Here is an 11811-nt window from a genome sequence, read left to right as displayed (position 1 = left end):
AAAGCGAGATTCAGTCTTTCTTTTTGAACAGGCTATTGAGGAAATTTGTATTGAGTTTAAAACAGTAAGATCATGGCAAAGCCCAATAAAATATACAGCGTTTTATTCAACAAATGCCCCCAATGCGGCGTGGGTGACTTTTTCATTACCAAAAGCGCCTATAACCTCCGGAATTTCGACAAAATGAACCGCCACTGTCCGAACTGCGGCGCCGATTTTGTACCTGAGCCCGGCTTCTATCAGGGGGCGTTGTACATCAGCTATGCCTTTTACGTGGCATTCATGGTGATTTACTTCCTGATTTTCGTCAACTTTTTCAAACAGTACCTCGATTATTTCCTGGTCAGTATCATCCCGATCCTCGTCGTGCTGACGCCGCTCTTCTACCGTTTGGCGCGCCGGACATGGCTGGCATTGTTCATCAAACCGGTTTCGACCGAAGAACGGGTATAATGCATTTATAATGCCGGGCTCTTCCGGAAATCTTCCGGCGTCATGCCGGTTTCTTTCCGGAAGAACTTGGTAAAGTAGGAGTTATCGTTGAAATTTAGCTTGTAAGCAATTTCCGAGACCGTGAGATCGAGGTTGATCAACAACCTTTTGGCTTCCAAAACGATCCGGTTGCGGATCAGCTCTCCCGCCTGCATTCCCACATGCTCCTTACATAGCGCATTCAGGTGATTAGGCGTCACATTCAGCATTTCGGCATATTGTCCGGGCAGCCTCACGCGGTCGTAATGCTTGTCGATGAGCCGGATGAAATTCCTGACTGTCGCATTCTTCCCTTTTTCAGCATTCTTTTTCCGGTCTACCGAATCGCTCTGCTCGATAATCAGGAAGATTTGGAGGAGTAAAACCCGCACCATATCGTCGCGCCAGGCCGTGGCGCGGGCATTTTGGCTCAGCAATTCTTCAAACAACCTGCAAACCTGCGCGCGAATCACTTCCGATAGCATCAGCACATTGTTGCTGCTATCCTGGTCAAGGAAAGAAAACGAATCGAGGTATTCGGGTTGCAGCAGGAAGGATTTGAAAAATGAGTCCGAAAAATTGACCACGTACCCTTCCATATTCCCCTCGAAATCCCACGTATGTACCTGCCCGGGGATCATGAAATAGATTTGATACGGCGTAGCCTGAAAATGGTGGAAATCAATGGTGTGCCGGCCGCTGCCTTCGGTGAAAAGTACCAGGTGATAGAAGCTGTGACGATGGGGAAAAATAAGGCTCTGGTGTTCGTGGACGTAATCCGAAAACCGTGCAACCATGATATGGTCTTCGCGGTATTCGGAAAGCGGGCCGATGTCGAGCCGTGGAAATGAACCGTGCATGGCAATTCGGAAATTGGGTCAGGGCCGGCAATTTAATGCTTATTCATGATTTGCCACCTGTTCCGTATCTTGCGGATGTTTCCCGAACCCTTTTCTCCGCTATGTGGAAGGCCTTTGCATTGTGTTTTGCGCTGGTACTGCTGGTTGCCGCATCCGGGCAGCAGGAGATTGGCGTAGCGCATTGTACCGACCTCTTCCGCGAAGATGCCCGGGCGTTTGCCACGAGCGTAAAGGAAATGCGAATTGCCATGGAGCAAATCGATTCTACCAATGCAGAGAGCATTGCGAATGCTAAGGAAAAGCTGAAACACGCCCGCCTCACCTACAAACGTATTGCCTTTTTCCTGGACTACTTCTTTTTCACTTCTTCCCGCGTTTTCAACCGGCCGCCCAAGACAGAAATCGAAGAACCGCACCTCGAATATGCCGAGCCGATGGGGCTCCAATACCTGGAAGCACTGCTTTTTGATAATCCGGGCGGGCATAAGACGGAAATGCTGCAACAATGCAAGTTTCTCGAAATCTCTGCGCAAGATTTGCCCGCATTGCTTTACAACTTCAAAGCGACCGATGCGCAGGTGCTCGAAAGTGTCCGCATTGAGCTGGTGAGGGTGATGACGCTCAGCATTACAGGCTTTGACGCTCCATTACTTAAAAGTGGCCTCACGGAGGCATTGGTTTCCCTCCAAACTCTTCACAGCGCTTTGAATCCCTATTTAAAGCATTCCGACGAAGGTACTATCGAAAAATTGCTGGTTTCCTGTGAAATGCATCTTGCCCGGGAAACAGATTTCGACCACTTCGACCGGTTGCTGTTTCTGACCAGTTATGCATTGCCATTGCAGGAAAGCGTCGGCCGAATGATCAGCGAAATGGGTTTGGAGGTCCATGAGAAGGGCATATTAAATTATAATGCAAAAAACATTTTCAGCCCTGATGCATTCACCAAAGCTGCTTTTTATGGAAATGAAAAGCCCGGTCCTGCACTAAACGAACTGGGCGAAAAACTCTTCTTCGAAACGCGTTTATCCTCCAACGGCACCCGAAGCTGTGCGTCTTGCCATAACCCGGCCCTGCATTTTACCGATGGCCTGTCCAAAAGCATCGGCATTCGTCCCGGCGAGACGGTGCGGCGCAATGCGCCTTCATTACTGTACAGCTCCTTTCAACATGCGCAATTCTGGGACGGACGCGCAAGAACACTGGAAGAGCAAATCCGCACCGTGATCCACGACAGCCTCGAAATGAATGGCAAACCGACTGAACTGATACGAAAACTGGCCAAAGAACGCCCCTATCGCCGTCTTATCCGGAAACTATCCCCGAAACCCCGATCGTTGAACGATACCATTATCTACAATGCCATTGCAGCCTATGTGCGTACATTAGCGCCATTCAACTCGGATTTTGACAGATACATGACCGGCGACAAAGCGGCGCTCACGGACCATCAAGTGAACGGCTTTAACCTCTTTATGGGCAAGGCGCAGTGCGGTACCTGCCATTTCGCGCCCCTGTTCAACGGGCTGATCCCGCCCACGTACTCGCTCACCGAGTTTGAAATACTGGGCACCATCGCATCCGATGATTTGCTCCACCCCAAAGCCGACCCCGACCAGGGACGCTTCGAAGCCCGCCCTACCCCCTATTTTCGCGGTGCATTTAAAACACCCACCGTCCGAAATGCCGCTGTGACGGCTCCATACATGCACAACGGCGCTTTCGGAAGCCTCGAAAAGCTCATGGAATTTTATGACAAAGGCGGTGGCGCGGGCCTCGGCCTCGATATTCCCTGCCAAACGTTACCGGCCGTACCGCTTAATCTGTCGGACGAGGAAAAATCCGACATCATAGCCTTTTTACATTCGCTTACCGACCGTCTATGAAAACATATTTACTTGGTTTCCTGCTATCGTTCACATGCCTCGCCGCCTACGCCCAGGGTACGCTCCTTCGCGGGCCTTACCTTCAGGTAGCGACGCCGACCAGCATCGTCATCCGCTGGCGCACCGATAAGCCCTCTGAATCTGTCGTCAAAATCGGCGGTAGCGCGCAGTCACTCGGCCAGACTTTTGCAGACGATACGCCTGTGACGGAGCACGAGGTGAAGATCACAGGATTGCAGGCGGAAACGCGCTATTATTACTCCATTGGTTCGCAAGGCTCGGTTTTGCAGACAGGCGACCACAACTATTTCCAGACTTCCGCCGTTGCGGGCAAGCCAGGAAAATACCGTTTCGGATTGCTGGGCGATTGCGGAACAAATTCCATTATACAGGATGAAGTGCGGGCGAGGATGATGGACTACCTTGGCCCCAATTATATGAACGCATGGCTGTTGCTCGGCGACAATGCCTATTCTTTTGGCCGCGATGCCGAGTACCAATCCAACTTTTTCAGCCGGTATAAGGATAACCTGCTTAAAACATATCCGCTTTTCCCCTCTCCGGGCAACCACGACTACGATAACGACAATCCGGCCAGGCAGAACGACCATCAGATACCCTACTACGATGTTTTCACGATACCTACCAAGGGCGAAGCGGGCGGGGAACCTTCCGGTACAGAGGCATTCTACGCTTTCGACTACGGTAATGTACATTTCCTCTCACTCGACTCGTATGGCCGGGAGGATAACGCGACGCGACTGTATGACACCCTCGGCAGGCAGGTGCAATGGATCAAGAAAGATCTCGCAGCCAACAAAAACAAGGATTGGGTAGTGGCCTATTGGCACCACCCACCCTACTCAAAAGGCTCACGCGAGTCGGACGGCGACCCCGAAATGACGGCCATCCGCCAGAATTTCATCCGCATTCTCGAACGCCTGGGCGTGGACCTGATCATCTGCGGACACAGCCATGTGTACGAGCGTTCGCGCCTCATGGGCGGGCATTACGGATATGCGAACACGTTCGACCCCGCAAAACACCTCATTGACGCCTCCTCCGCCCGGTATGATGGTTCGGACAACTCGTGCCCCTATATCAAAAACTCCCCGCAGAGCCGGGGAACGGTGTATGTCGTAGCCGGTTCCGGCGGGCAACTCGGCAGCCCCAAACCCGATTTTCCGCACAAAGCGATGTACCATTCCGACGCCGAGCATGGCGGCGGGCTTATGCTGGAAGTGGAAGGCAACCGGCTGGATTTGAAATGGATCGCAGCCGACGGCGTAATCCGCGACAAGTTCACTATGGAAAAGGGTGTGAATAAGGAAACGACCCAGGAAATCGCCCGTGATCAGTCCATTGAACTGAAAGCCTCATTTGTGGGTGATTATGTGTGGAGTAATGGTTCAAAAACAAGGGCTATCACCGTCAAACCAACGGAAAGTACCGACTACACGGTAAGGGACGGGCAAAACTGCATTCAGGATGTTTTTCACGTAAAAGTACCGGCTCCCAAACCTGATCCTGCGACATTCATAGGGTTCAATGCAAAAAAGGACGAGAAGAACCTGGTAACGCTGAGCTGGACCACGAGTACTGAAAACGAGCTTGCGTATTTTGCCGTCCAGCGATCAACCGATGCGAAAAACTTTACACAAATAACGAAAGTGCCCGGCGGCCCGAATTCCCAAGAGAATAAGAATTACACGTTCGGGGATGCCGAAAGCCCAACGTTGCCCGTAAACGCACGCTACTATTACCGGGTCGTTGCAACAGCTATTGATGGGCGATTGCTGTACACCCCCATCATACAGGTGTCCCTTTTTGAAATTGTACTAGCAGCCGAACCAAACCTCTCGCTCGAAATAGAGATCATCCCAAACCCATCATCGGCAAGCCAAATGCAGATTCGTACCACCGGACAAACGACGCAAATAGCGGAACTGACGTTGACAGACGTCTCCGGAAGGACCTTGAATAGCCGTAAAATGACGATCAGCCACACACCCGCCGCATTCCTGCCCAGCCAGCTCACCGCAGGCATTTACTTCCTGAAAGTGAGCATTAACGGCAGGAGCACGGTCAAAAAACTGGCGATTCAGTAGGGATTCTATTTCTTGATAAACCTGCCTGTATGCACGGCCCCATCCGCATAAGCGACTTTGGCAACATACATTCCACCCGGCAAATGGCTTGTATCGATGGTCGCGGGCTCAGGTAAGGCCATCGCGTGGACCGATTTGACCGCCACGCATTGGCCGGAGGCATTATACAATGCAATCTCCCGGATTGAGCCGTTGCCCGGTCGCACGACCAGACTTGCAACGACCGGATTAGGATAGATTTCAAAAACCGGCAAATCGTCGAATCTCACCGCCTGAATGCTGCTGAACGCGAAAGTTTGATCCTTATCGACCATTTTCAGGCGGTACAGGTTACTACCATTCAGCGGATTGGAGTGGGTAAAAGAATAAGGTTTTACCACGGCACTCTCTCCGGCTGCCACCGTTTTGCCTACCACTACCCACGTTTTGCCGGTACTTTGTTGTATCTCAAAGTAGTCGCTGTTGGTTTCCACGCTGGTCGACCACTCGAGTACTGCCATTCGGCCTTCCTTTTTGGCCGTAAAGGCTATCAGCGTCACCGGTAGCGCCACACAGGCCGCATCCACGGCCTCCCGCGTCTCGCAATCGCCTAGGTTATTCTCGATCAGCACCTGGTCTGCCGTTTTGGTTTTGAGTATCGCGCAGAATTTGGCGGTAGCGCAGGTTTCCAGCAATGCATTATCGGCAATGGTAATGGTCCCGCCAATGCTGTTGAGGTTAGTCAAACCATCGAGGCTGGTCAAAAGCGAGTCCTCTGCCAGCAACAAGCCCCCGCCGATGCTTTGCAGCGCGGCAAGGCCATTGAGGGTGGCCAAACTATCATTGTGAGTTATTGACAAAGAATCTGTTATCGAAGTAAGATTATCCAAACCGGCTAGCGATTTGAGGCTCGGATTTGCTTCAACAAAGAGGCGATCGACCGTCGTGAGACCGGTTAAACCCTGCAAATCCGGCAGTAAAAGGTTCATAGCTACTACAAGGGTTCCCTCCTGGCCGAGCGCCTGGAGGTTGCTCAGGCCTGCAAGGCTCGTCAACGAAAAGTTGTAAATCAGCGCCAGGTCGCCATCGATGGATGCCAGCGAGGATAGGCCGTCCACATTTTGCAATACAAAGTTGAGGGCGATCTGCACGCCCAGATTTCCGACGGAGGTAAGTCCGTTCAGCCCGTCGAGGTTTTCCAGCACCGGATTGAGCGTGATTACCAGTTCGTTGCCGAGCGACGGCACGTTCTGCAAGCCATCCAGGGTGGTAAGCGATGCATTGGCATACAAATACAACCCACCTCCGATGGAAGAAAGGCTGCTCAATGCCGAAATGGTAGTCAGGCTATCGCTGTCGCCAATCGTGAGGTGGCTGCCAATGGAAGCCAGCTGATTGAGTCCGCCCAGGTTTTGGAGAAACAAGTTATATTCCAGAAAAAGCTCACCGCCGATCGAAGTCAGCTGATTAATGCCTTGCAGATTCAGCAGACTGTCATTGAAATCGATATAAGTGTTACCTCCCACCGAAGTGAGGCCGTTCAGGCCCGTCAGGTCCTTGATCGAATAGTTATTCGTGATTTCGAGGTCACCGTTAATCTGCGTAATGCTTTCCAGGCCGGCGAGCGAGGCGAGATTGGTATTGAAACCAATGCGGACCGAACTGTCGACCGAAGCGATGGTGAGGTCGTTGATCGACGTCAGTGAATCGGTCGTACCGATGATCAGCGAACCGCCCACTGCGCCAATGTTCCCGATCCCCGCGAGGTTTTTGAGCACAAGATTGCCGTCGATAATCAGGTCACCGGGTACTATGGTAAGGCCTTCAAGCCCGGCAAGACTCTCCAATACCGCATTATCATATATTTCCACCACCGAACCTACCGACGTAATCGTAAGATCAGCGATCGACTTCAATGAATCGCCCTGCGCTATCAGCAATGAATCGCCCACAGAGCCGATGTTTTTAATTCCTGACAGGTCTTTCAAAACAATATTGGAATCAATCAGCACGCTGCCCGGCACCGTGGTGAGTCCTTCCAGCCCTGAAAGGCTTTCCAGCAACGGATTACCATATATTTTCACTGAGGACCCTACCGAAGCGATACTGCCGAGCCCCGTCAGGTTTGTCAGCAAAGGGTTATTCCGCACCGTGATATTACCTCCCACGCTGGCAAGCGTACTCAGCGTGCTCAAATTCACGATATCGGCGCCTTCAATCATGAGATCCCCCGGCAGGTTTACACAACCCGGGTTATTTGTTACGAAATTATCCAGCGTGGCCTGGTCACTGATAACCAGGTCGGTGGGACATTGTGCCAGTGCAGCAAACGGCAGCAGCGCCACCAACAGGAGGTAGAGTTTTTTCACAAAAAAGAAGGGTTTGGTGTTTACTGAAAGATTTTCAGGCGATTATAGCTAAAAACCTTTGAAACACAAACCCTTGCTCGTAGTATTAGTTTTAAAATTTAGGTATCGGCTGTACCCAAGCCAGCCATACCTAAACCGGCCGCACCTCAGCACCGGGCTTTTTAAGTATCAATGCAGAAATGAGCGTAACGACCAACCCTACCGGCAGAATCTCCGCGTAAGTCCATAAGATTACCATCAGAGGACTCCGGTACATTTCCTTGTATCCGGCCAGTTCCACAACCTTTGCGTCAAGTTCGGCCGCCGTTGGGCCTTCGGCCTGAAATTGTTTCAGCAAATGCGCCGTGTATTTGTCCATGAAATCGGGAATGAAAAGGTAATAGTCGATCAGCCAGACGACCACGTAGACCGTAGAGGCTACCAGCGTTATGTAGAGCCCGATTTTGAATGCCTTTCCAAAAGACACCGAGCCGTTATTGTACTTATCGCGGTAGTTTTTGATACCTACAAATACCATGGAAAATGACAGCAGCATGGCCGCGTAGCCAAGCACCATATTCCCGTCGAAACTCTCCTTCTGATAGCAAAGCGCCATGGAGCAAACCATGAAAGTTGACACTGCCGCGCCTGAAATCAGCCCGCAGATAACGATGATCCTGTTCATATCATTTTGATTTAAATGTCCGGCAATACGGCGAAATTGGCTCATAGCGGCCATTTTCAGGTCATACTTTCGGGTGATTTTACGCCCGGGAGGTGAAAATATCGGGAGTTCTTTGGTCAGGTATTGTCGGGTGTGGTCAGGAATAGTCAGGTTTTGTCAGGTTTTGTCAGGTTTTGTCAGGTTTTGTCAGGAATAGTCAGAGATAGTCATGTATTGTCATTTGTAGTAAGAATGGTCGGGTATTCTAAGCTAATGAGACATTGACAATACCTGACTACACTTGACCACACCTGACCACACCTGACTACACCAGACTACACCTGACCACACCTGACTACACCTGACCACACCTGACCACACCTGACAATACCTGACCACACCTGACCACAACGCCCACCATACCCGGCGTCAGCCGATCAGCCCGAGGCGCCTCGCGCGCTCCACGGCTTGCGTTCGGCTGCGGACTTCCAGTTTTTCGAAGATCCGCGACGAATGCGTTTTCACCGTGTTCACAGATACGAACAACCGTTCGGCGATTTCCTGGTTGCTCAGCCCTTCGGCCACCAGTTGCAACACCTCCAGCTCACGTTGACTGACGCCCAGCCGCAATCGTTCCGGCTCATTCACGGTAAACTCATCGCTCGCGGTGACATACACCTCCCGCTCCACGATGTGCGTCTCCACCTTGGGCGTGGTGAGTTTGTGTGCGAGCCAGATACCCAGCCCCGTAAACAGCAGCGCGATGGCCCCTACGTAAATTTCAATGATATGGTCGATGATCAGGAACCGCAATTCGAGCCATTTGAGCACAAAAAGCAACAAGGCAAGCGATACCCCGTAGAGTAGCTCCTGCCTGTGTTTGTGGTAAAAACCGCTGATCGTTTTGGAAGTCATTTGTAACCAGTCCGTTGGTTGACCAAAAATAAAAATTTTCGGTCAGCGGTCTAGTTTGCGCGGGAGTTTTCCGGACGGCTATTTTTCTTCTTATCATGTTTCAGGATGACATCCTTAACCCCCTCACAAAGGTTTTTGATCCGGTGGTAGGAATCACGGCTATTCTCCTCTTTGTCGAGGTAAACCATCAGCTCACCTGGCGACGACTCGACGGTCAGCCTGGTCTGGTCCGGTAAAACGGTTATGATTTTGGAATCCTTCTCCGGATCGATCCGCATGGTTGAAATGTGCTCATTCAGAAACTCGCTCACATATGGCGAGAGATCTTCATCGAAACGGGCCTTGAAACGGTAGGAGTCATCCTTGTCCTTCACGGCAATGCTTACGCCACCATTATGGCAGGAAACAAGCATGGCGATCATCACAATTTGGGAAATCAACAGGGATTTAATTTTCATAGCTAAAAAATTGTTTTGCAAGGTACTATGCAATGTACAGTACTGATTGCAAATCTGCAAGCGCGATGTGATAAACGGCGATGTTTTTAACGGGCACAAGCTTCGAAAAAGGCTTCCAACTGCGATGGTAAGGTGTTTTATATTAAATTGGCTAAAACTAATCCTGCAACCGCCTTGAAAACAACCTTACTTCACTCCTTGATTCGCCGGTTCCCAAAACATGTGCGCACGACCTTACTCCTGGTTTGGGCGATCCTCACGGGCGTATGCTTGCACGCGCAAACCACCCCAAAAGAAGACTCGCTCTACATCCGCGAGCATTACACCAAAATCGAGCGGCAAATCCCTATGCGTGACGGCGCGAAGCTGTTCACTTCCATTTATTTGCCGAAGGATATTTCAAAAAGCAAGACCTACCCCATTCTGCTCAACCGCACGCCGTACAGCGTGGCACCTTACGGAGAAAATTTGTACAAAACTTCTCTCGGCCCGAGCATGCTCTTTGCCAGAGAGGGGTATATTATTGTATATCAGGACGTAAGAGGCAAACTCATGTCGGAAGGCGATTTCGAAGCCTACCGGCCGTTTATTCCTAACAAAAAGGTCCAAACGGATATCGACGAAAGTTCCGACACTTACGATACCATTGAATGGCTTGTTCAAAACCTCGAGGGAAACAATGGGAAAGTGGGTACCTGGGGCATTTCGGCACCGGGCTACTATGCTACCATGACAGCCGTGGATACACACCCGGCATTGAAAATCGCTTCGCCGCAGGCACCGGTTACCGACTGGTTCATGGGCGACGACCGGCACCATAACGGTGCCTTCTTTCTGATGGGCACATTTGCGTTCCTGTCGTCATACGGCGCACCGCGGCCGGTTCCTACCCCCAAGCCGGCGCCCCAGTTTTCAGCCTGGGGAACACCGGACTCCTATGAATTTTACAAGAAAATGGGCCCGCTGAAAAACTTCAACGAGCAGATTTTCAAAGGTCAAAACCGTATCTGGAACCAGATGATGGAGAATGAAACTTACAACGATTTCTGGAAAGCCCGCACGCCGGTGCCGCATTTGAAAAACGTCAAACCCGCGGTAATGGTCGTGGGCGGCTGGTTCGACCAGGAAGATTTGTATGGTCCCCTTAAAACCTACCAGGCCGTTTCCTCCCAAAATCCGCAGACACCCAATTGGCTCATCATGGGGCCGTGGATTCACGGCGGCTGGGCGCGCGGCACGGGTGAATCGCTCGGAAATATCCGGTTCGGCGCCAAAACGAGTACATTTTACCAAAAGGAAATCGAACTCCCGGTTTTCAATCATTACCTGAAAGACCAACCCGATCCCAACCTGCCGAAAGCCTACATTTTCGAAACCGGGGCGAACGAATGGCGTAAATACGACCAGTGGCCGCCGAAAAATACGGTAGAGAAAAAGCTGTACCTGCATCCGGACGGCACATTATCCTTCTCGCCGACGATGACCACCATGCAGGTGGGCGCCAAACCGGCATTTCACCAATACCTCAGCGACCCGGACAAGCCGGTGCCTTACACCTCCGAAATCCGCATTATACGAGGCAGCGATTTTATGTACGAGGATCAACGCTTTGCTGCCTCGCGCCCGGATGTACTCGTGTACGAGTCCGAGGTCCTGAAAGAAGACGTGACGATTTCGGGGAATGTGTTTGCCAATCTTTTTGTGTCCACCACCGGCACCGATGCCGATTTTGTCGTGAAACTCATCGACGTTTACCCCGGCGACGCGCCGAACGACAGCCCTGTTAATCCGAATATGAAAATGGGGGGCTTCCAGCTCCTTGTCCGCGGCGAAGTAATGCGTTCCAAATTCCGAAAGAGCTTCTCCAAACCTGAGCCCATGACACCCGGCAAGATCGAAAACGTGAAATTCGATATGCAGGATGCGGCGCACCGTTTCAAAAAAGGCCATAAAATCATGGTGCAGGTACAGAGCTCATGGTTTCCGCTCGTGGACCGCAACCCGCAGAAATTCGTAAACATTTACAAAGCCAGCGCATCCGATTTCCAGAAAGCGACGCACCGTGTTTACCTCTCGGGCCAGGCGTCCTCGTACGTAGGTGTGCGCGTAGTCGAGTAGCGCG

General features: G+C 51.3%; 9 protein-coding genes. 4 read left to right on the top strand and 5 right to left on the bottom strand.

Annotated elements, in window-relative coordinates:
* Positions 1-72 precede the first annotated feature (72 nt).
* A complete protein-coding gene (locus tag J7619_RS19950) occupies positions 73-453 on the top strand; it encodes a DUF983 domain-containing protein (protein WP_291202603.1) in 381 nt (126 codons plus the stop codon).
* Positions 454-458: 5 nt separating this feature from the next.
* Here the strand turns inward: J7619_RS19950 and J7619_RS19945 are convergent, their stop codons facing one another.
* Positions 459-1331, bottom strand: coding sequence for a helix-turn-helix transcriptional regulator (locus J7619_RS19945; RefSeq protein ID WP_291202600.1), 873 nt, complete (start codon positions 1329-1331; stop codon positions 459-461).
* Between the two features lie 101 nt (positions 1332-1432).
* Between J7619_RS19945 and J7619_RS19940 the strand changes: the two genes are divergently transcribed.
* Together J7619_RS19940 and J7619_RS19935 are read left to right on the top strand one after the other, a co-directional pair.
* Complete coding sequence (locus J7619_RS19940) at positions 1433-3217, top strand: cytochrome-c peroxidase (RefSeq protein ID WP_291202597.1); 1785 nt, start codon at positions 1433-1435, stop codon at positions 3215-3217.
* Complete coding sequence (locus J7619_RS19935) at positions 3214-5325, top strand: metallophosphoesterase (protein ID WP_291202594.1); 2112 nt, start codon at positions 3214-3216, stop codon at positions 5323-5325. The genes J7619_RS19940 and J7619_RS19935 overlap by 4 nt, the downstream gene beginning before the upstream one ends.
* A 5-nt stretch (positions 5326-5330) precedes the next feature.
* Here J7619_RS19935 and J7619_RS19930 read toward each other — a convergent pair whose 3' ends face one another.
* From J7619_RS19930 to J7619_RS19915, 4 genes are all read right to left on the bottom strand, one after another.
* Positions 5331-7673, bottom strand: coding sequence for a T9SS type A sorting domain-containing protein (locus J7619_RS19930; protein WP_291202591.1), 2343 nt, complete (start codon positions 7671-7673; stop codon positions 5331-5333).
* 130 nt (positions 7674-7803) lie between these two features.
* Positions 7804-8337: a DUF4199 domain-containing protein gene (locus J7619_RS19925; RefSeq protein WP_291202588.1), complete on the bottom strand. Its 534-nt coding sequence runs from the start codon at positions 8335-8337 to the stop codon at positions 7804-7806.
* Positions 8338-8745: 408 nt separating this feature from the next.
* The gene (locus tag J7619_RS19920; RefSeq protein ID WP_291202585.1) at positions 8746-9231 is read right to left on the bottom strand and encodes a response regulator transcription factor; all 486 of its coding nucleotides are present in this window, start codon (positions 9229-9231) and stop codon (positions 8746-8748) included.
* A gap of 50 nt (positions 9232-9281) precedes the next feature.
* Positions 9282-9689 carry a hypothetical protein gene (locus tag J7619_RS19915; protein ID WP_291202582.1) on the bottom strand — a complete coding sequence of 136 codons (408 nt, stop codon included), beginning with the start codon at positions 9687-9689 and terminating at the stop codon, positions 9282-9284.
* A gap of 222 nt (positions 9690-9911) precedes the next feature.
* On the opposite strand from J7619_RS19915, the gene J7619_RS19910 reads away from it, so the two are divergent.
* A complete protein-coding gene (locus J7619_RS19910) occupies positions 9912-11807 on the top strand; it encodes a CocE/NonD family hydrolase (protein WP_291202579.1) in 1896 nt (631 codons plus the stop codon).
* Positions 11808-11811: the final 4 nt, after the last annotated feature.

Source organism: Dyadobacter sp. (genome assembly GCF_017744695.1).
In the GTDB taxonomy this organism is placed as follows: Bacteria; Bacteroidota; Bacteroidia; order Cytophagales; family Spirosomataceae; genus Dyadobacter.
Note: the sequence above shows the minus strand (reverse complement) of the source record. Positions and strands in the feature narration are given on the sequence as shown.

Bases quoted from the DNA above. Each gene is read 5' to 3' on its own strand.
- J7619_RS19950 (WP_291202603.1), top strand. From the start codon at position 73: ATGGCAAAGCCCAATAAAATATACAGCGTTTTATTCAACAAATGCCCC.
- J7619_RS19945 (WP_291202600.1), bottom strand. From the start codon at position 1,331: ATGCACGGTTCATTTCCACGGCTCGACATCGGCCCGCTTTCCGAATAC.
- J7619_RS19940 (WP_291202597.1), top strand. From the start codon at position 1,433: ATGTGGAAGGCCTTTGCATTGTGTTTTGCGCTGGTACTGCTGGTTGCC.
- J7619_RS19935 (WP_291202594.1), top strand. From the start codon at position 3,214: ATGAAAACATATTTACTTGGTTTCCTGCTATCGTTCACATGCCTCGCC.
- J7619_RS19925 (WP_291202588.1), bottom strand. From the start codon at position 8,337: ATGAACAGGATCATCGTTATCTGCGGGCTGATTTCAGGCGCGGCAGTG.
- J7619_RS19920 (WP_291202585.1), bottom strand. From the start codon at position 9,231: ATGACTTCCAAAACGATCAGCGGTTTTTACCACAAACACAGGCAGGAG.
- J7619_RS19915 (WP_291202582.1), bottom strand. From the start codon at position 9,689: ATGAAAATTAAATCCCTGTTGATTTCCCAAATTGTGATGATCGCCATG.